Source organism: Rhizobium vallis, from assembly GCF_003985155.1.
GTDB classification, from domain to species: Bacteria; Pseudomonadota; Alphaproteobacteria; order Rhizobiales; family Rhizobiaceae; genus Rhizobium; species Rhizobium vallis.
Genome location: NZ_ML133698.1, coordinates 1 through 19,906 on the forward strand (window position 1 = coordinate 1; position 19,906 = coordinate 19,906).

Below are 19,906 nucleotides of genomic sequence, written 5' to 3' on the forward strand. Positions count from 1 at the left end.
GCACTTCGATGCGCTACTGCCTTCTGGGATTGTGCCGTCAATTCGCTCCATCCCTAAGATAATTGTGAAAGCTGGCCTGAGGGCAATAGTTCCATGGGGACACGCGATTTTACGCCATGCTTTGCCAAGGCGATGAACTTCAGGAAGCCTTTGTCTGGAATTACGATGCGGACCGGAACGCCGGCATATTCGATCACCTGCTTGGCCATTGCGATCCTCCGATAACATCTGCGCGTCCAGGCGAACCCGGCATAGGCTTTGTATAGTAATTTTATAGACTATAACGGAAAATGAGGATGACTATTCCGGCCGTCCCAAATGAGACAGGCATTTGGAGAAAATAATTCTAGTTTGCCGCGTATCGTCTGGGTGGTCGACGAACAGCGAATAGCACCGACGCTCGCGTTTGGCACAATTGCGCATGTCTAAACTGATTGTGACCGGGTTTTGGCATTCGTCTGCGGGCGCCGATGCCATCCCGTGGCGACATGAACCCCTCGGGTCAGGTCTCAGCAAAATCGTCAGGCAGAGTGAAAACCCTTCGTTGACAGAATTGTCATGATCGCGTTAAGGGTGCGATATAACATGAGTACAAGAATCAAGTTTTTGGCAATTTTAGTCAAATAAGACAACGAAAGGTGGCTGAAACCATGGAATTTCACATTCTGTCCCCGCATAAGTTGATTCCTACCGAGGAGACCGATGCATGCAGGGTCGATGAAGTTCATGGCCTCATTTCCACCGCCGGCTGCTGGACAGTCCCGATCATGGTGGAGAAGGACGCGCTTTTCGTGATGGACGGCCATCACCGTTTGGAAGTGGCTTTCCGGCTTGGGCTGCGTGCCGTTCCAACCATTCTCCTCGACTACAGGAGCGTACGCGTCGAAGCCTGGAGGGCCGGTGAGACGATCACGCCGGCCGACATTTACGACATGGCTCGCAGCCGCCGAAAATTTCCGATCAAAACCACCCGGCACATTTTTTTGGACGATCTCCCCGCGTGCGATGTGAGCCTCGATGATCTCAGACAGTGGTACGAGCCTCTTGATGGTTCGGAGAGGCTTGCCGGATGACTTCCCACATCATCGCAATGACGGGGGCGGAGTTGTCTCCGATTCTCTCTCCTCTTGCTGCTGACATTCTAACCGCGAGCGCGCCGCTCCTGCACCAGTGGATCCAAGAGCACGGGTCTCCGCTTCACCTCGTGCTTCCGTCGGAGCTCACGGCAAATGTTGAAGCCATGCGCCACGTTCTCGACGATCGGGGAGTTGTGTACGCGATCTATTATGGTTCGAAAGTCAACAAATCCTCAGGCCTGATGCAGGCCGCCCTCGAGGCAGGCGCAGGCATCGACGTGTCGAGCGTTTACGAGCTTCGTGATGCTGTGAAACTTGGGGCTCGGGGTGACGATATTGTGGCGACCGGTCCCGCAAAGACGGCGCAATTTCACGACGAACTCGTCCGCATCGGGGCTCTTGTGTCGGTGGATAGCCCAGAGGAACTGACCGACATATCGAGGCGGCTGCCGGCAAATGGCGCCCAGCAGCCTGTCCTCTTGCGATTGCAACCGAAAGGTCATGAGAAAAGCCGTTTTGGCATGGCTGCCGACAAGGTGCGGGCCTGCCTTTCGCGCATCGCCGCCGATGATCGTCTCCGCTTCGATGGCATACATTTCCATTTGAGCGGATATCGCTGGCAGGATCGGGCGGTTGCGTTTGAAGAGGCTGCCAAGCTGGTGGAGGAAGCACGCGCAATCGGACTTTCCCCGACAATGATCGATATCGGCGGCGGATTGCCGGTCCAATATGTGTCTAGGGCGGCATGGGAAGAACATCTGCAGCGCCAACGCGGCGATGATTACCGGACCGGCAAAGTTCCGGCTTCCTTTTATCCCTACGGCGGTCCGCAATCGGCCGCGGCGTGGCTTGGCTGCTTTTTGGGTGCTTTGCTCTCATCGGGCCAGACGATCGAGGATTACCTCAAGCAGCACCAGCTAACGCTCGCGATGGAGCCGGGGCGCTCCCTTGTGGACCAGGCGGCGATTTCAGCTTTTCGTATTACCCGCGTGAAGGATCTCGGAGGCGGAAATGGCGTGATTTTCGTCGAGGGCAGCAGTTTCAGCGCCTGCGAGACCTGGTTTGCTTCCGAATTCATGGTGGATCCCATCCTGCTACGCCAGAACGGCCGGGCTCCCGCCGGTGAGGCCTTCCGGGCCTACATTGCGGGTCATAGCTGCCTTGACGAAGACGTCCTAAGCAATCGTTGGCTTGGCTTTCCCCATGCTCCCGAGGTCGGAGACCTTCTCGTCTGGGCCAATACAGGCGGCTATCAGATGGATCTCCTGGAAAATGAGTTTCATCGGCACCCGATGCCCAAACGGTTGTGCGTAACAAAGAGCGCAGCCGGCGAACTGTCGATCTATCCCGATAACTAGGAGAGAACATCATGCTTCCTACGAACGTGACCCAATTGATTGGGCGCACCCCGGTCATGTCGATCGAGGTCCCGAGCCGAAATTCCAAACTGGTGTTGAAGATAGAAAAGAACAATCCTGGCGGTTCCATGAAGGATCGCATGGCGCGCAGCATGGTGGTGGCGGCCTTGCAGGATGGCCGGCTTGCTCCGGGAGGCACGATCGTCGAATCGTCCTCGGGAAACACCGGTATCGGCCTGGCGCTGGCGGCAGTTGAGTTCGGGTTGAATTTCATTGCCGTCGTGGATCATCATGCCGCGCCGGACAAGATCCGCATGATGCGCGCGATCGGCGCCGAGATCCGCTACGTCGAAGGGGACTTCAGGGAAGATGAAGTTGCCGTCGTCGCCAGGCAGAGACTGGCAGCGCAACTCGGCGCGCAACTGCCGGGCGCCATGTTCATGAACCAGTCCGACAATCCCGCTAATCCTGAAGGTTATGCTGACTATGTTGATGAACTGATGGAGCAACTTCCTGGCGGCATCGATGCATTTGTGGGATGCGTCGGCACCGGCGGGTCGATGACAGGCATTTCGCAGCGGCTCAAGCAGCACTTGCCCACGATCCGCACGATCGCCGTGGAGCCTGCGGGCTCCATCGTGTTCGGACAACCGGGACATTCCTATTACCAGTCCGGAACCGGCACGCCGGCCGGCGACGAAGTCGGCAAGGTCCTCGACTATAGCTGCATTGACGAGGGCGTACAGGTTACCGATCAGCAGGCATTCGAAACTGCGCGTTATATTGCGCGTCGCAAGGCGCTGCTCGTTGGCGGCTCGACAGGCGGGGCGATCTACAAGGCTCTCGAATTCATCGCTTCCGGTAAGTTGCAGGGTACCGTCGTGACGACCGTAGCCGACGGAGGGGAAAAATATCTCGGTTCGGTCTTCGACGACGACTGGATGGCAAAGCGCGGCCTGTTCGACCCGTCGATTGCCGCCCGGCTCGATGCGTGGCTTTTCGGACAGGCACGCGCGGCATGAAGGTCACAATATGCGGGGCCGGGCGAACCGGCCATCTGAACGCCGTCCTGTTCAAACAACGCGACGGCGTGGAAGTATCCGTTCTGACATCATCGGCAGACCTTGCCGGGAAATGGTCGAACGGGGAGCAGGTCTGGCGAGCGAATTCGTCCGATGGCAGCGTTTTGGCGGCGAGGATTGATCATGTCGGCATCGATCCCCGCACAGCGCTTGCCGATGCGGATCTGGTCGTTGTGACACAGCCTGCCCAGGCACGCCCAGCGCTGTTGCGGCAGATAGGTCCCCATCTGCCGGAGAATAAGCGGGTCTTCGTCGGAGCCATTCCGGGATTTTGCGGGTTCGACTGGCTTGCCGAGACTGCGTTTGGTGGCCGCGATAATATTGTGATCTGGGGGATGAAGGACGTTCCCCACACCGCCTACAATCTCGTTGCGGGCAGCGAAGTGCGCATGGGCGGCGCAAAGGCTCAGCTCTATGCGGCGCTTCATCGTCGCGAGGAGGCGGCCGCAAAGGAAGAGTTGTCGGACTTGCTCGGCCGGCTCTACGAAGCGCCGATCGGCATCCTCGACGACTATCTCGAGATTACGCTGACTCCAGGCAATGCATTGATGCATCCGGCGGTCCTCTACGGACTGGTTGGCCCCGGTGCCCCATGGGAGGAACAGCCCTTCGATGAGCCGATCTGCTGGTGGAGCGATTGCCCGCGCGCCGGCGCGGACATGCTGGAAGCGTGTGATGCCGAAAATCAGGCGCTCAAGCACGCCGCCGAAAGGCGGCTCAAGGTCGATCTGGCAAGCGTAAAGCCACTTCGGCAGGAGCTGATCGAGGCCTATGGCGACCAGATCGGCGATGACAGCACGATGTATTCCCTGCTGAGAACCAACAGCGCCTATGCCGGAATCCATGCGCCGCTCGTTGCCAATCCGGATGGACCGGGTCTGGTGATCGATCGGGAAAGCCGCGCCTTTCATGAAGATATTGCTTTCGGTCAGGCCCTCCTCCTTGAGGTGGCCAAGCGGCTGGATGTGCCGGTGCCTGCTATCGAAACCACTTATCATTGGGCGCGGGCCTACCACGGCAATCTGCCGCAACCTCCTCTGAATTTTGTTCCCTCGAAATGGGCGGAGGCAATCGGATGAATGAAAATACCGTCAATTCCCACGCGGGGGGGAGAGATGCGCCCGACCTGCAACTTCACCAGCAGGCAAGGCACAACGCCCTAGCGCGCCTTGTGCGATGCCTCCTCGCCGAACGTATTCTCAATCCCGACGCCTTGCTTTGGTCCGCAGACGGGACACAGGCATGGCTTCCATTATGGTCTGCCAGAAAGGTACTCCATTTCGCAGACTTGCGGCGTTTGCCGGCGAACACGATGTTGAATCGCGGGGCGATCGAGATCATCGATGACAGGGGCAGGCGGCGAAGACTGGAAGCGCCTGCCGATCTCGTCGCCGAAAGCTCATCGGACTGGTCGGTCGAACCCGCCTCGGATGGGATTGCGCGTCTGCTCGCCGATATCGAGAACAGCATGCAGAACGACGCGCTGATCCGTCGTCACCGCCGGGACTGGAGTGCAACGCTGAGCCGGGAAATAGTGGCTGGCGGCGGCACCGGCCTCATTTCCCATCTTCAGCATACGCGTCCTGTACATCAGGCAGCCATGATGCTGGACCAGTGGGGCTCCTTGGAGGGACATCCATTTTACCCGACCTGGAAGTCGAAGCCCGGCCTCACGGCACAGGAGGTCGAGGCCTTGTCGCCGGAATTCGGCGCGCGCGTCAATCTGCGCATAGCTGCGCTGCGGCAGGATTGGGCCTATGTGGAGACGATGCCCCATGTCGACAGCTACAACGGCTGGTTCCACGACAATTACCCCGAGCTCTGGGACGCCTGGGTCAAGGCATTGACGGAAAGGGGGCAAACGCCTGCGGACTGGCTGCCCTTGCCGATTCATGCCTGGCACCTGGATCATTTTGTCCGCCGGGAATTTGCTGACGAGATCGCTTCCGGTGTGCTTCTGATCGATGGACCGGAGATTGCCACGATCCCCTCCATGTCCTTTCGCACGATGCTGCCGGACCTGGAAGAAGCAAGGCCGTTTGTCAAATTGCCGGTCGCCGTCTGGATGACGAGCGAAATGCGGACCTTGCAGGCGAAGTCCATTCACATGGGCCCGAGGCTCAGCACCTTGATTTCCGATATTCTCGCAGCCGACGAAACCATTGGAGGCGAACTGGAGTTCTTCCGCGAAGAGCTGGGGGCGATCCTCCGCCATCCCGAAACAGGCGACGAACATCCCGGCCGTTTCCTCTCCGTCGTCTATCGCGAGGCCGACGGGATCGCACGCAAGGACGGTCTGATGCCCGTCACCGTGGCCGCCTTGCTTGCCGCAAGTCCCGTCGACGGCCGGCCGCTGATCTGCGAACTGATCGCGCGCATGGGCGATGATCGGGCAGCCGCCGCAGAGTTCTTTCGCAATTATGCCGAGGTCGTTCTCAGGCCAACGATCGCCATGTATCTTTCATACGGCATCGCCTTTGAAGCCCACCAGCAGAACAGTACCGTACTCTTCGATCCGTCAGGGCGCCCGCAGCGATTGCTCATTCGCGACTTCGGTGATGGCCGCAGCTTCGCCCCCTTGTTCGAGGCGCGAGGATATTCGCTGAAGCCGTTCAGCCGCGCCGGCATCTTGCCGACCACCTTCAATGACGACATCGCTCTTGTTCGGTCGTTCGTCATCGATGCCTGCTTCGTCTGCCATCTTCATGAAGTGGCGCTTTGCCTGAACGAACATTTCGGGCTCAGCGAAGCATGGTCGATCCTGAGGCAGAAGACCGAAGAAGCGTTTGACCGGGTTCGACCCCGCATGCTGTCCGAAGAATTCTGGCTGGAAGAGCGGGAGGCGTTTCTTAATCGCCCTTGGCCGACCCGTTCCGTCTTGCGCATGCATCTCGAGCGATATCGCGACTATCGTCTGGAGCATCAACTGCCAAACCCGCTGATAGAGACGCCATGACCGGGACTATTGCGGTTATCCGAGGCTTCGGGCCGGTCTTCGCTATCCTCTTCGGCCTGCAGTTCATCTCCATGGGAGCCATGGAGATGAGCGGTCCATTCTGGCCACTGCGCATCGAGGAATTATCGTCTTCCGGCGGAATCTTCGCATTGGCTGGAATCGGGGTCTATGTGTTCCCAATGGTCGGCGTCTCTCTCACCAGCGCCCTGTGGGGAAGGATGGGTGACCGGTACGGCAACCGCCTGATGATGGTCAGAGCGCTTGCCGGGCTTGCGGTCACCCAGATCCTCGTTTCCTTCGCTGAGGACGTCTGGCTGATCCTGCTCCTGCGGTTTCTGCAGGGGTGTTGCGCTGGCTATATCGCGCCGGCCCAGGCCTATGGCATCCAGGTCACCGGCGGCCGTAACCGAGGGGTGCTTCTGACCTGGCTTCAGGTGGCGACCAATGTCGGTTCACTCGGTGGCGCATTTCTCGGCGGTCTCATCCTCGACGCATCGTCCTTCACGACGATCAACCTGACGGCCGGTTCCATCTGCGCTGTCTGCGCCGTCGCTGCCTGGGTGATCCTGCCTCGGCCTGCGGCAGAAACGAGCGGAGCCGGTCGAAGCCAGGCTCGCCAAAATCAAGCATTCAGGGGGCAAGCGACGCCACCTGTCTGGGGCCTATTGGCACTGACGGGAATGATGCTTGCCAGCCGAATGGTTTTGCAGGTGCCTTTCGCGCTTTATATGGCTGAGGTCTTTCGAGCTCCTCACTGGGTCACCGGCTTCAGCTATGGCCTTCTGGCGCTCGGCTTCGTCGTGGCGGCTCCGCTCTGGGCGCAATTTTTCAACGACCGTCCGGCAAGCTTCATCCTTGGTTGGATGATCCCTATTGCCGGTGGATGCGCATTGCTTACCATTCTTGCCGGCCTGACCCGCTCCGTCGAATATTTTGCTGCGATCTATCTGTTCTGGGGTGGCCTGCTGGGTGGAACGACACCCATTCTCGTGGCCCTCATGTCAGCCGCCACGGCCGATGGTCGTCAGGGTTCGGTATTGGGCACTGCCCAGTCCTGGCAGCAGATCGCATCCGTGGCGGGGATAGCCATCGGAGCGGGCACGACCCAGATATTCGGACTTACAAGCGTTTACCCTCTCGTCTCGCTGCTCTACGCGGCATCCCTCTTTGCTGCTGTCGGCCTGTGGTTCTTTGCACGCTCGCGCCTACCTGTTGGAGATTCCCTGTGACCTGCCTTCGCCTCTACGCGTTTGCGATAATCCTGTTGTTGACGCCGCTTACTGCTCTTTCTGCTCGCGCCGAAAATGACGCGATCCCGCAAACGACTGTTACCGTCAAGGATATCGCCGGGCGGGATGTGCAAGTTAAGGTGCCCGTCCGCCGGATGCTGCTCGGAGAAGGCAGACAACTCTACCTGGTCGCATCACTCGACAGAGAGGATCCGCTGCAACGCATCGTCGCATGGCGTAACGATCTGATCGAAGCCGATCCCGCGACCTACAAGCAATATCTCGACAAATTCCCCGACCTCGCGAAATTGCCGACTTTCAAGGGGAATGAAGGAAGTCTGATCGACATCGAATCCGCGATCGTGAAGAAACCCGACGTGGTTCTCCTCAACCTTGAAGCCAAGCAGGCGAATGAAGACGCTCAGTATATCGAGAAACTCGCATCCCTTGATATACCAGTCCTCTATATCGATTTCAGGCACTATCCGCTTCAGAACACGGACCCGACTATCCGGCTGCTCGGCAAGATCATGGGGCGCGAGGAGCGAGCCGCAGACGTGATCGCATTCCGCAAACAGGCGATGGCTCGGGTCGAGGACGTGCTTGCCAAGACGAAGCCGGACCGCCCGAAAGTTTTCATCGAGCGCATCGGCGGATACACGGAGGACTGCTGCCTTTCATTCGGCGCCGAGAATTTCGGCAAATATGTCGACCTGGCCGGCGGGCACAATATTGGCAGTGATTTTCTGCCTTCGACATTCGGCCAGCTAAGCCCTGAACAGGTGGTCGTCTCCAATCCCGATCATGTCATTGTCACCAGCGCCGATTGGCAGGCCTACGTGTCTGGCGGCCACTGGATTCCGGTCGGCCCAAATGCAGATCTGGATGCCTCGAGGAAGAAGCTCGAGTGGTATACGATGCGGGATGCCTATGCCGGGACAACGGCGCAGACGAAGCGTAATTTCCACGCCATCTGGCACCAGTTTTACAACAGCCCCTACGAATTTATCGCGGTCCAATGGATTGCAAAGTGGCTCCACCCCGATCTCTTCGCCGATCTCGACCCGGACAAGACGTTTTCTGAATATCACAAGCGCTTTCTGCCCATCGCCTATCAGCCCGGCTACGCCGTCAGCCTGGATGCCCAAGCACAATGACCGAGGCTCAGACAGTCATCGGCCATGTTAATGCGGTCGGCCGCTATCGCCTGGCAAGTCTCAGAAAGCATCTTGTGCTTTGTCTGCTGATTGCAGCGGTCGTCCTTGTGTTCCTCGCCGATATTGCCACCGGTCCAGCCTGGTACGGACTGGACGATGTGTTGAAGACCGTGCTGATGCCTGCGGATGCGCAAGCCCAGATGCGCGTCGTGATCTGGTCCATCCGGATGCCGTCAGCCCTTATGGCTGTTGTCGTCGGGATGGCGCTGGCGACCGCCGGCGTTCAGATGCAGACGGTGCTCAACAATCCGCTCGCGAGCCCGTTCACTCTTGGGATTTCGTCGGCAGCAAGCTTCGGCGCGGCCTTGGCTCTCGCATTCGGCCTGTCCTTCATTCCGGTCGCCGGCGATTATATCGTTGCGGTCAATGCTTTTATCATGGCGCTTGGATCCGCCCTCATCATCCATTCCGTGGGATTGCGGCGGGGAAGCTCGGTCCAAACGATCGTGTTGCTTGGTATCGCGCTGGTGTTCAGCTTCAATACCGCCTTGGCGATGGTCCAGTATTTTGCCAACGATCAGGCTGTTGCTGCCATCGTGTTCTGGACGATGGGCAGCTTGACCAAGGCAACCTGGCCGAAGCTTGCCGTGACAGTCGCCGTCCTGGTTCTGACCATTCCCATCTTCGTCTATCGACGCTGGCAGTTGACAGCACTTCGGCTCGGAGAGGCTCGGGCAGCATCTTTCGGAATCCCGGTTCGTCGCCTTCGGCTGGAAACGCTGGTGCTCATATCGCTCCTGTCGTCCATCCCGGTAGCATTCGTCGGAACGATCGGCTTTGTCGGACTTGTGGCGCCACACATCGCGCGCATGCTTGTCGGTGAGGATCAGCGGCACCTGCTTCCGGCCAGCGCCATGATCGGAGCCCTGATCATGTCATCCAGTTCCACGGTGGCGAAAGTTCTCGTGCCGGGCGCGGTGTTACCGATCGGGGTCATCACCGCCGTCATAGGCCTGCCGGTCTTCTTTTATCTTATCCTGAAGGGAGGGCGGGAAACGTGGTAGTCCTGAGCACTGAAGCCCTGGGGGCGATTTACGGCGCGCGACCTGTCCTCAGCGACGTATCATTGCCTCCATGCCACGGCGGAGAAATCATCGCGCTGATCGGAGCCAACGCGGCCGGCAAGTCAACGCTTCTGCGTCGTATAGCCGGCATCCTTCCCGGTCCCGGCGAATGTCGGCTGACGGGCGTGGACGATCGCGAAACGGCGATAGCTTACATGCCGCAGGATCAGGTGACCGGAGCTGCTTTGACCGTCTTCGAAGCCGTGCTTTTGGCGCGCAAGCAGACCAGTGGCTGGAAGCTGGCTGATACAGATCTCCATGAGGTCGAGCGAGCATTGGCCGCCTTGCAAATCGCAAATCTCGCGTCCGAATATGTTTCGGAGTTGAGCGGCGGTCAGCGCCAGCTCGTCGCGCTTGCGCAATGCGTTGTCCGCACGCCGACCGTGCTGCTTCTCGACGAGCCGACGAGTGCCCTTGATCTTCATCGTCAGTTCGACGTCATGAGGCATGTCAGGTCGCTGGCGAAGGAAAAGGGACTGCTCGTCATCATCGCGGTGCATGATCTCAATCTGGCGATGAAGTTTGCCGACAAGATCGCCATTCTTGCGCATGGAACGCTGCATGCTTTCGGCCCGGTTGCCGACGTGCTGACGCCTGGAAATCTCGAGACGGCATTTCGTGTGAAAAGCCGTCTCGAGACATGTTCTCAAGGCAAGCTTCACCTGATCGTCGATGATGCAGTGTGAGGCTTGCCTTAACGGACGGTGCTGACAACCTCAGAAGTCTGTGGTTATCGATACCTTGAAGGTGCGCGGCGCACCCTGGGCGATGGTGCTGAAGCTTGCGACCCCAGACCAGTAATCCTTGTCGAGGACGTTTTCGACGGAGGCCCGGAAGGTGACGGGCCTCTGTTCGATCTCCGTCTTGTAGCGTGCGCCCAGATCAAGCCGCGTCCAGGAAGGGATCTTCAACGTGTTCGTCGTATTGATATATTGCTCGCCGGTGTGAATGACATTGGCCGTCAGCGTCAGGCCTTCGAGGAAAGACGTGTCCCATTCCGCTCCGATGTTCGCCTGGATCTTCGGTACGCCGATCGGGCGCTTGCCGCGGGTCGCAGCGCTCGAGGTATTCGTCAGTTCGCCATCCATCAGCACCACGCCGCCAAGCACGCGCAGATCGTCCGTGACTTCGCCAAACACGTTGAACTCAACGCCGCGATTGCGCTGTTCCCCGCCAGCGGTGAAGATCTGCCCGCTGCCGCTTGGCTCCAACTGGCCGAAGGGTTTCTCGATCTGGAATGCGCTGACGGTCATCGCAATCTGTCCGAGGTCGATCTTGGTGCCGATCTCGTATTGGGTCGTCTTGTACGGAGCGAGCGTTTCGCCCGCATTGATGGCTGTCGTCGGAGCAGTATCGCCTATGCTCAGGCCCTGCGCGTAGTTGGCATAGAAGGAAACCTCGTCCCAGGGGCGGACGACGAGGCCAACGAGGGGCGTCACGGCGTCCTCATCCGAAGACGACGAGACAGCACCTGTCGTTGCATTGAAGTTCTTCGAGTCGATCTGCTGAAAGCGACCGCCAAGAGTGAGCTGCACGCGCTCGTCGAGCATCGACAAGGTGTCCGACAGGCCGACGCCGGACAGCCTGGCTTCCGAGACCTTCGGTACTGAACTGGGATTGGCGACGAACTGCTCGATACGACGGACAGGGTCGTACATATTGCTCCGCTGGGCAGTGCCTGAAACGATTGCACGATCGAGGCTCTGGTGGAGATAGCTCGCCTGCAGGGTCAGTGTGTGGGAGATCGGCCCCGTGTCAAACTTGGTGCGGATGCCCGTTTCTGCCGTAAGCCTGTCGACGTCGAACACCGCATTCTGTGGCGTGATGCTGACGTCGCCGGCCGAGTTCAGGATGGTGGGCAGACCAAAAAGGCGATGCACGTGAGAATTGCCGCCACCCACGGCGCCAAACCAGGTGATGTCGTCGGTCAGATCATATTCGACCCTGCCCAAGACCGAGCGGTCCGCGCTCTTCGACCACTCCCACGGCTCCTGAACATTGAGCGATCCGTCGGGTGCGCTCGGCACGATCAAACCGGTGGTTTGAAAGAAGGGACGCTGCGGCGCGTCGAAAGTTTCGCGCTGTCCGATCACGTCGAGTGTGGCTCGAAGGTTTTCCCCCTGATAATCAAGAGCCAAGGCTCCAACGTAAAAGTCCCGTGTCTGATCATCAATCGGCGTGTCACCACCGTGGGCACTGCCGTTAAGACGAATGCCAAATTGCCGTTCGTCGCCGAACCGCCGCGACACGTCGACATGAACACCGCCCTGAAAGTCGGAAGCGTAATCTGTCGTCAGCCGCGTCAAATCCTCATCGAGCGCGCGCTTCGGAACGATGTTGATCGTGCCGCCGACGGCGCTGTTTGGAGAGATCCCATAAAGGAAAGCTGTCGGACCTTTTAGCACCTCGACACGCTCTGCATATTCGGTGAAGACCCGGTAGGTCGGGGCGATCCCATAAATCCCATCAAATGCGATTTCGCCGGCGTTTCCTTCGCCGACCGGAAAACCTCTGATGTAGAACGAGTCCAACATCCCCCCTGACGAGTGGGTATTTCTGACGGACGGATCGTTGTCCATCACCTCGCCCACAGTCTGGGCACCCTGGTCTTCGATTTTCTGGGACGTATACCCGGTCACATTGAAAGGGGTGTCCATGAAATCCCGGTTTCCCAGAGCCCCCAGGCGTGCGCCTTTGGCGATCTGACCGCCTGCATATTCTTCCGGTAGGGTCCCGATCGTGGAAGTGGCGTCTTTCGTCGCCGTAATCACTATTGGTGCCAATTCGGTGGCACTCTGCCCGTACGCGGCACCGTTTGCCACAGCGGTCGCTACGACGGTGCACCCCAACATAAACTTCATACAAAATCCCCTAATCAGTCGTCGCATGATCCCGTGAGCCGCGATCATCAGCACGAAACCGCTAAATAACATGATAAAAAATGTCAAGATTTATGGGTTGCATATGTGCTTGAAGCCACAGTGAAATCGTCCCTATGATTTGCCGGCCTTCGTCGCCAGCCCCGATGGTGATGCCGATGCCTGAGGCGTATCTCGATCCAAGATCAATCTCATCGCTTGAGGTGCTGCTGAACGATCTCAAGGTCGGCACAATTGTCAGGACGCCCGGGCGACACATCATAGCCAGCGACGACATAACTGTGATGGCATTGTATGAGGTGCGTCGCCGTTGTACCATGCAGCCTGACGGTTGCGCACAGTGCCAGGTCTATAGCTGGAGCCATAGTCCGGTCGCACGTTTCAACCCGATGAATAAGTGGCCGCGGATCATGGAGCTTATCGTCGCCCTTGGCCTGATTGTCTTCAAGGTCGCGTTTCTGATTGCGATCCTTCTGCTGCTGCCGTTGCCGCTAACCTGGCTGGAACGCAAGGTCGCCGGGCACATCCAGCAACGGATGGGGCCGATGCGTGTTGGGTGGCACGGGCTGCTGCAGCCGATGGCGGACGGCATAAAGCTCTTAACCAAAGAAGACCACATCCCGGCCGAGGCCGATCGCTTCCTGTTCAAACTGGCGCCAATCCTGGCGCTCGCCCCGCCCTTTGTGGTGTTCGTCGCGATCCCCTTCGGCGAAAGCATCTCGGTCCTCGGCACCGAGATCACCCTCCACGTCTCCAACATGAATGTGGCGCTACTCTTCGTCTTTGCGGTGATCGGGATCGAGGTCTATGGCGTCATCTTTGGTGGCTGGGCCGCTAACAGCAAATACGCGGTTCTCGGCAGCCTCAGGACCTGTGCGCAGATGATCAGCTACGAGATTCCGATGGGATTCGCGGTGATCGGGGTGGTCATGTTGGCGCAATCCATGAGCCTGCTCGACATCGTGCGGGCCCAATCCGATGTCTGGAACATCGTCTACCAACCGGTCGGCTTCTTCGTGTTCTTCGTCGCCGGATTGGCCGAAGCGCAGCGTATTCCCTTCGATCTTTCGGAAGCGGAAGGCGATCTGGGGGCCGGCTTTCATACCGAATACAGCGGCATCCGCTTCGCGTTTTTCATGGTCAGCGAATACGCCATCGTGTTGCTGGTGTCGGTCCTTGTGGTGATCCTGTTTTTCGGCGGCTGGAACGGTGTCCTGATCCCCTTGCCACCACTCCTCTGGTTTGTGCTCAAGGTCGCGTTCTTCGTTTATGTGTTTATCTGGTTCCGCTTCACTTTCCCCCGCTACCGCTACGATCAACTGATGGCGATCGGATGGAAAGTCTTGCTTCCTCTGTCGATGGCGAACATAATTATAACCGGTGTACTTTTAGGGGCCGTAGCGGCTCCGTAGCGAGGCGGCGATGTCGCGCGCGCAGGACAGAGTTGGAACATGGATTGGCTGGGCATTCTTCGCCGATCTGGCGAGTGCGTTGGCTCTGACCTTCGGCTACGTGTTCTCCAAAACCGTCACCATGCAATATCCGGACAAGGAAAAATGGCTACCCTACTCACGCTATCGCGGGCATCACTTCCTGACGCGTGATGAAGAGGGCGAGATCAAGTGCGTGGCCTGCGAACTCTGCGCGCGGATTTGTCCCTGCGACTGCATCGAAGTCGTCCCCTACGAGGACGAGAAGGGGAACCGGCACCCGGCTAAATTCGAGATCGACACGGCTCGCTGCCTGTTCTGTGGGCTGTGCGAGGACGCCTGCCCAGCGGATGCAATCGCGCTTGGCCAGCAATACGAATTTTCGAGTTTTTCCTCGCGTGACCTGGTGATCGGGCGCGACGACCTGCTCGCCAAGCCGGGCAAGGCGGCAACCGGCGGCGGCGTGGTTGCCGCGCGCCTGAATACAAAAAAGGACGTGCTCGTCGAGACGAGAGAGACGAAGGGCTACAACTGGTGGCGGAATATCCGGCGAACGTGAACGCGCGCCATCCGTCGAGCCGGAGCGCGCAGACAGGAGGCTCAGATGCTTGTCGGCGAAATCATGAAGAACAAAGGTGTCGGTGTCATCGCGGTCGCTCCCGATCAGACGATGGTGGAGGTCTTGCGGCTGTTTCGCGATAACAATATCGGCTTCGTCGTCGTCAGCCAATCGAACGACGAATACCTGGGTTCGCTATCGGAGCGGGATTGCTGCAATGCGGTGGCGGAATACGGGGCCGAGGCGGCGATGATGCGGGTCGCAGATGTCATGAACCGCAATGTGGCGACCTGTTCGACACGGGATTTGCTACCCGTCGTGATGGGGATCATGACCCAGCGACGGACACGTCATGTGCTGGTCATGGATGAAGGCGACGTTGTCGGCGTGGTCAGTATCGGCGACGTGGTTAAGCACAGGCTCGACGAAGCGCAGCGCACAGAGCAGGATCTGCAGGATTACATCTGCGGGACCAGGTATCACTGACGTCGCCAGCTTGATGTGAAGACGCTGGGGCAGGGCGGCTTGCCGAGGGCGGCGCCCGACCCCAATCTTCAGACCCCACGCTAAAGCGCGTCGCGATCTTTCAGATTCGCTCCTTGCGCTTTAGCTCTTTGTTTTTACGCATGTCGTTGCCGCAAAACCGCTGCACACTTTTGTGCGACATGCTTTAGATCCGGCTCGTGCGGTCGACCTCAACAGTGGCATGCACCTTCTGGACCTCCACCGGGCATGGGTATTCGCCCCGCCGCATCAGGCCGTTGAGACGCAAGGCTCTATAGTTTTCCGGAACGAAGACGAGGCCTTTGGGAAACCGCTTGTCGACCTTGAGTTGCGCCGTCAGTTCTCCCTGGGCGGAACGCACAATGACCTGATCGCCATCCGACAGGCCAAGCTGTGCGGTATCCTCTGCGCTCATCGCGACATAGGGATCATTGGCGACCGTGTTCAGGATGTCCGACCGTTCGGAAAGATATCCGTTGTGGAACAGGCAGTCGCCGGTGATCAGCATGAGCCGGTCTCCTGCTGTCGGGACGGGCGGCGGCGCAAAGAACCTGGCCACAGGTGGCGTCGGCACCGCCTTGGTGAATGCGCCGTCGGCGCCAAGCGCGTCCTCAGTCAATCCCTGATAGGCCGGAACCAGCCGTGCAATCTCGTCGAAAATTTCGCCTTGCGTCGACGGCCGCAGTGCCTGGTTGCGAAGCGCCGCGACGAAGTCGAAGATCGCCAGATTGCCCCGCGCCTCGAAGGCGGGTTCGCGGAATTTGCGGACCTTCTGGGTCCGGCCCTCGTTGTTGGTGAACGTGCCGGTTTCCTCGCCGTAACCTGCCGCGGGCAGGACGACCTCGGCAAGGCCCGCCGTATCCGTGAGGAAGGCGTCCTGCACGATCAGGAGATCGGCGGCGCTAAGCGCCCGCGTCACGAAATCCCTGTCGGGATAGGCGATCAGGGGGTCGGTTCCGACGATGTAGAGAGCGCCCATCCGCCCGCCGACGCAGAGCTCCAGAATGGCGTCGAGATCCGCGCCGGGTTCGGACGGGATTTCGGCGCCCCAGGTCCGCGCAAGAGTTGTGCGCGCCACATCGTCGGCGACCGCCCGCAGCCCAGGCAGAGCTGCCGGCAGAACTCCCATGTCCCAGGCGCCCATCTGGTTGGCACGGTCGAAGAGGAACTGCATCGCCGGGCCCTTGCCGAGCAGGCGCAGAACCTGCAGCAGGTTATTGATCTGCTGCAGCGTCGCGCGCGCTTCGGGTGATCTCAGGAGGTCGACGCTGACAAGCACCGTGACGCTGCGGCCTTCCGTGAGCTCGGCTGCCAGACGATCCGGTCCGTCAATGCCGGTTTCCGCCGCCGGCTTGCCGATTGTCGCGTCAATGCCCGCAAGAACATCGCCCGGCAAGGCCTGACCGACTGTCGCTGCGAGACCGGCCACCACCGCCGCAAGGCTCGCCGCTTCTCCGCCCGGCAGCACGCGAACCACCACCCGGGCATCGGCGTCCAGACGGGATGGCCGCGCCGAGAGCATGAGCAATCCGGTCTGTCGCCGCCGCACGCTATCCCGCAGCAGGTATTCGGTGACCGGGTTCCCCTCGGTGACGTTGCCGCCGATGACGAGCACGCAGTCGTTGCCGATCACTTCGTCCAGCGGTGCGCGGCTGTTGAAGGCTGCCAGCAGCGGGCCGAGCGTATCGAAGGGCGTGGACCAGCGTGACGAGCAATCAATGTTGTTGCTGCGGAATGCCGTCCGCATCAGCTTCTGAAACTGATAGAGCATCTCGTTGGGGAGGCGAGGCGAGGCCAGTCCGCCGGCAGCCTTGCCCTCGACGGCCGATAGCCGCCGGCGCAGATAGTCCCCAGCCTCATCCCAGGAAACCGGAACCAGGGCGCCATCACGACGGATCATCGGTCGCTTGATCCGGTCCCGGCTCGCGACGAAATCGAGGCCGAAGCGTCCCCGAACGCAGAGCGTTTCGCGGTTGACACCCTCGTCCCACTTCGAGCGCACCCGCATGAACTCGCCCTTGCGTGTGCCGACCGTCAGCTGGCAACCAGTGCCACAATGCGGGCAGATCGTGTCGGTCTCGGTGAGATCCCAGGGCCGCGCCTTGTAGCGATAGGGGAAGCTCATCAGCGCGCCGACCGGGCAGACCTCGACGCAATTGCCGCATTGGTCACAACCCGCGAGACTGCCCTCGAAGCCGGTGACGGCGGTATCCATTCCTTTTTCGATTGTGCCGAGGGCGACTGCGCCGACGACCTCCTCACACATCCGGACACAGCGCTGGCACTGGATGCAGCGGTTGACGTTCATGATGATGACCGGGCTCAGACGGATGTCTTCGGAGTGGAACACACGCTTGTCATCGCGGAATCGGCTCTCGCGGGGCCCGTAGGCCATCACCATGTTCTGAAGCTCGCATTCGCCGCCCTTGTCGCAGATCGGACAGTCGAGGGGGTGGTTGGCGAGCAGCATATCGAGCATGGAAGAGCGCGTTTCCTCGATCAGAGGTGTGTTCGCCCGCACCACCATACCCTCGGTGACGGCGGTGGCGCAGGACGGCTGCAGCCGCCGCAGCCCCTCGATCTCCACCAGGCACATCCGGCAGGAGGCCAGCGCCGGCAGGCGCTTCAGATAGCAGAAGGTCGGGATATCGATGCCCAACCGTCGGGCGGCCTGCAGCACTGTCGAGCCAGCCTCAACCTCCAGCGTTTGTCCATCGATCGTAATGCTAACCATACTTCCTCGCAGTCCTGTCGTAGCGCACGCCTTCAGTGAAAGGGGCACCTGCGCTCCTCGATATGGGCAACGAACTCATCGCGAAAATGCGCGAGTGCCGCTCGCAACCCCATCGCCGCCCCGTCACCCAAGGCACAAAACGTATTGCCGAAAATGCCTTTGCAGAGCATGTCCAGCTGCTCCAGATCACTGGGCGCACCTTCGCCGGCCTCGATCCGGCGCAGGACCTTGACGACCCAGTTCAATCCTTCCCGGCATGGCGTGCACTTGCCGCAGGACTCATGGTGGAAGAACTCGATGATCCGGGTGGCGACCTTGACCATGCAGGTCGTGTCGTCGATCACGATAACGCCAGCCGAACCGAGCATCGAGCCGGCGGCAGCCAGCGAGTCGAAATCCATCCTCACCTCGAGCCCGTGCTCCGGTATAACAGGCGCCGAGACCCCGCCCGGGATCACCGCCTTGATTCTGCGTCCCGACAGCGCGCCGCCGGCATGGTTCTCGACCAGTTCGCGCAGCGGTATGCCCATCGGCAACTCATAGAGGCCGGGTTTGCGCACCTGCCCGCTGAGGCAGTAGAGCTTCGGGCCGGGGCTCTTGTCCGGGCCGATGCCCCGAAACCAGTCCGACCCCCGCACAATGATATGCGGCACGCAAGCGAGCGTCTCGACATTGTTGATCACTGTCGGGCTGGCGTAGAGCCCGGCCACGGCCGGAAATGGTGGCTTCAATCGCGGCTGCGCCCGCTTGCCCTCAAGCGACTCGAGCATCGCAGTCTCCTCGCCGCAGATATAGGCGCCGGCGCCGCAGTGAATGTGTACGGCGAAATTGAAATCCGAGCCCAGAATGCGCTTTCCGAGATAGCCCTTTGCGTAGGCCTCGGCGATCGCCTGCTGCAGACGACGGATCGCCGTCACATATTCTCCGCGAATGTAGACATAGGCGGTTTCGGCCCCAATCGCGTATGCACTGACCGCCAGCCCCTCGACCAATTGATGTGGGTCGCGCTCCATGATGATCCGGTCCTTGAACGTGCCCGGCTCGCCCTCATCGGCGTTGCAGCACAGATATGTCGGCTTGCCCGTGCGCTTCGGCACGAAACCCCATTTCATGCCCGTTGGGAATCCGGCACCGCCGCGACCGCGCAGGTTGGAGCGTTTGACGAGGTCGATAACCTCATCAGGCGCGTACTCGCGCAGCGCCTTCGCCAGCGCCTGGTAGCCGCCGCCAGCCTCGTAAGTCGACATCAAATGACCGTCCGCCACATCGACATTTTTGAGAAGGGTCCGCTCGAACATGGCGCTACTCCCCCGGCAGCCGCGCGGAGGCGTGCTCGACGCTCGCGGCTCCCGCTGTCGCCCGCAGTCTGTCCAGCAGTGCGTTTATCCGCGCCACATCAAGGTGGGCGTGGTAATCGTCGCCGACTTGCATCACCGGAGCCATCTCGCAGGCGCCGAGGCATTCGACGGTCGAAAGCGTGAACAGCCCGTCCGGGGTGGTGTCGCCTTTCCTGATCCCCAGCACCGTTTCCAGATGGTTCAGCAAGTCCTCTGATCCGCACAGCATGCAGGAAACATTGTCGCAGAGCTGCAGGTGGAACATCCCCACCGGCTCGGTGTGGAAGAGGGTGTAGAAAGTCGCCAACTCGTAGACCCAGATCCGCTCGACGCCGAGAATGTCGGCGACCTCTTCCAGCACTGGCCCAGGCAGATGGCCATGTTCTTCCTGCGCGATCAGCAGCGCGGGCATGATCGCAGAGCGCTGGTCGGGATAGCGCGCCGCCGCCTCTTCGATCTTTTCACGCATGGTCATCGCATT

Annotated in this window: 17 protein-coding genes; 12 read left to right on the plus strand and 5 right to left on the minus strand. The window is 59.9% G+C overall.

Going from position 1 to position 19,906, the window contains the following annotated elements:
• Positions 1 to 53: 53 nt before the first annotated feature.
• Entirely contained in the window at positions 54 to 209 is a 156-nt protein-coding gene (locus tag EFQ99_RS35190) for a hypothetical protein (protein ID WP_164736454.1), read from the minus strand.
• Positions 210 to 650: 441 nt separating this feature from the next.
• On the opposite strand from EFQ99_RS35190, the gene EFQ99_RS28140 reads away from it, so the two are divergent.
• From EFQ99_RS28140 to EFQ99_RS28180, 9 genes are read left to right on the plus strand one after another with little or no spacing between them, the layout of a single operon-like run.
• On the plus strand, positions 651 to 1,073 hold the full coding sequence (locus tag EFQ99_RS28140; protein ID WP_126924610.1) for a ParB N-terminal domain-containing protein: 423 nt from the start codon (positions 651 to 653) through the stop codon (positions 1,071 to 1,073).
• Positions 1,070 to 2,434 (plus strand): Y4yA family PLP-dependent enzyme, encoded by a 1,365-nt coding sequence (locus EFQ99_RS28145; RefSeq protein WP_126924444.1) that lies wholly within the window; start codon positions 1,070 to 1,072, stop codon positions 2,432 to 2,434. The genes EFQ99_RS28140 and EFQ99_RS28145 overlap by 4 nt, the downstream gene beginning before the upstream one ends.
• Before the next feature lie 11 nt (positions 2,435 to 2,445).
• Positions 2,446 to 3,456, plus strand: a complete 1,011-nt coding sequence (locus EFQ99_RS28150; RefSeq protein WP_126924445.1) for a cysteine synthase family protein — start codon at positions 2,446 to 2,448, stop codon at positions 3,454 to 3,456.
• Complete coding sequence (locus EFQ99_RS28155; protein WP_126924446.1) at positions 3,453 to 4,595, plus strand: NAD/NADP octopine/nopaline dehydrogenase family protein; 1,143 nt, start codon at positions 3,453 to 3,455, stop codon at positions 4,593 to 4,595. The genes EFQ99_RS28150 and EFQ99_RS28155 overlap by 4 nt, the downstream gene beginning before the upstream one ends.
• Positions 4,592 to 6,472, plus strand: a complete 1,881-nt coding sequence (locus tag EFQ99_RS28160; protein WP_126924447.1) for an IucA/IucC family protein — start codon at positions 4,592 to 4,594, stop codon at positions 6,470 to 6,472. The genes EFQ99_RS28155 and EFQ99_RS28160 overlap by 4 nt, the downstream gene beginning before the upstream one ends.
• Positions 6,469 to 7,701, plus strand: coding sequence for an MFS transporter (locus EFQ99_RS28165; protein WP_126924448.1), 1,233 nt, complete (start codon positions 6,469 to 6,471; stop codon positions 7,699 to 7,701). The genes EFQ99_RS28160 and EFQ99_RS28165 overlap by 4 nt, the downstream gene beginning before the upstream one ends.
• Positions 7,698 to 8,858: an ABC transporter substrate-binding protein gene (locus EFQ99_RS28170; RefSeq protein WP_126924449.1), complete on the plus strand. Its 1,161-nt coding sequence runs from the start codon at positions 7,698 to 7,700 to the stop codon at positions 8,856 to 8,858. The genes EFQ99_RS28165 and EFQ99_RS28170 overlap by 4 nt, the downstream gene beginning before the upstream one ends.
• Positions 8,855 to 9,922, plus strand: coding sequence for a FecCD family ABC transporter permease (locus EFQ99_RS28175; RefSeq protein WP_208722824.1), 1,068 nt, complete (start codon positions 8,855 to 8,857; stop codon positions 9,920 to 9,922). The genes EFQ99_RS28170 and EFQ99_RS28175 overlap by 4 nt, the downstream gene beginning before the upstream one ends.
• Positions 9,916 to 10,668: an ABC transporter ATP-binding protein gene (locus EFQ99_RS28180; protein WP_126924450.1), complete on the plus strand. Its 753-nt coding sequence runs from the start codon at positions 9,916 to 9,918 to the stop codon at positions 10,666 to 10,668. The genes EFQ99_RS28175 and EFQ99_RS28180 overlap by 7 nt, the downstream gene beginning before the upstream one ends.
• 30 nt (positions 10,669 to 10,698) lie before the next feature.
• Here the strand turns inward: EFQ99_RS28180 and EFQ99_RS28185 are convergent, their stop codons facing one another.
• Positions 10,699 to 12,843, minus strand: a complete 2,145-nt coding sequence (locus EFQ99_RS28185) for a TonB-dependent receptor (protein WP_425376292.1) — start codon at positions 12,841 to 12,843, stop codon at positions 10,699 to 10,701.
• A gap of 428 nt (positions 12,844 to 13,271) precedes the next feature.
• On the opposite strand from EFQ99_RS28185, the gene nuoH reads away from it, so the two are divergent.
• Genes nuoH through EFQ99_RS28200 form a run of 3 tightly spaced genes read left to right on the plus strand, consistent with a single transcriptional unit; the run spans position 13,272 to position 15,336 of the window.
• Positions 13,272 to 14,273 carry an NADH-quinone oxidoreductase subunit NuoH gene (nuoH, locus tag EFQ99_RS28190; RefSeq protein ID WP_126924613.1) on the plus strand — a complete coding sequence of 334 codons (1,002 nt, stop codon included), beginning with the start codon at positions 13,272 to 13,274 and terminating at the stop codon, positions 14,271 to 14,273.
• A gap of 10 nt (positions 14,274 to 14,283) precedes the next feature.
• Positions 14,284 to 14,850 (plus strand): NADH-quinone oxidoreductase subunit I, encoded by a 567-nt coding sequence (locus EFQ99_RS28195; protein WP_126924451.1) that lies wholly within the window; start codon positions 14,284 to 14,286, stop codon positions 14,848 to 14,850.
• 45 nt (positions 14,851 to 14,895) lie between these two features.
• Positions 14,896 to 15,336 (plus strand): CBS domain-containing protein, encoded by a 441-nt coding sequence (locus tag EFQ99_RS28200; RefSeq protein ID WP_126924452.1) that lies wholly within the window; start codon positions 14,896 to 14,898, stop codon positions 15,334 to 15,336.
• A gap of 184 nt (positions 15,337 to 15,520) precedes the next feature.
• Here the strand turns inward: EFQ99_RS28200 and nuoG are convergent, their stop codons facing one another.
• The 3 genes from nuoG to nuoE are packed head-to-tail and all read right to left on the minus strand — an operon-like array spanning position 15,521 to position 19,900.
• Positions 15,521 to 18,088: an NADH-quinone oxidoreductase subunit NuoG gene (gene nuoG / locus EFQ99_RS28205; protein WP_126924453.1), complete on the minus strand. Its 2,568-nt coding sequence runs from the start codon at positions 18,086 to 18,088 to the stop codon at positions 15,521 to 15,523.
• Between the two features lie 32 nt (positions 18,089 to 18,120).
• Positions 18,121 to 19,386: an NADH-quinone oxidoreductase subunit NuoF gene (gene nuoF, locus EFQ99_RS28210; RefSeq protein WP_126924454.1), complete on the minus strand. Its 1,266-nt coding sequence runs from the start codon at positions 19,384 to 19,386 to the stop codon at positions 18,121 to 18,123.
• A 4-nt stretch (positions 19,387 to 19,390) separates the two neighbouring features.
• Complete coding sequence (gene nuoE / locus EFQ99_RS28215; protein ID WP_126924455.1) at positions 19,391 to 19,900, minus strand: NADH-quinone oxidoreductase subunit NuoE; 510 nt, start codon at positions 19,898 to 19,900, stop codon at positions 19,391 to 19,393.
• Positions 19,901 to 19,906 lie beyond the last annotated feature (6 nt).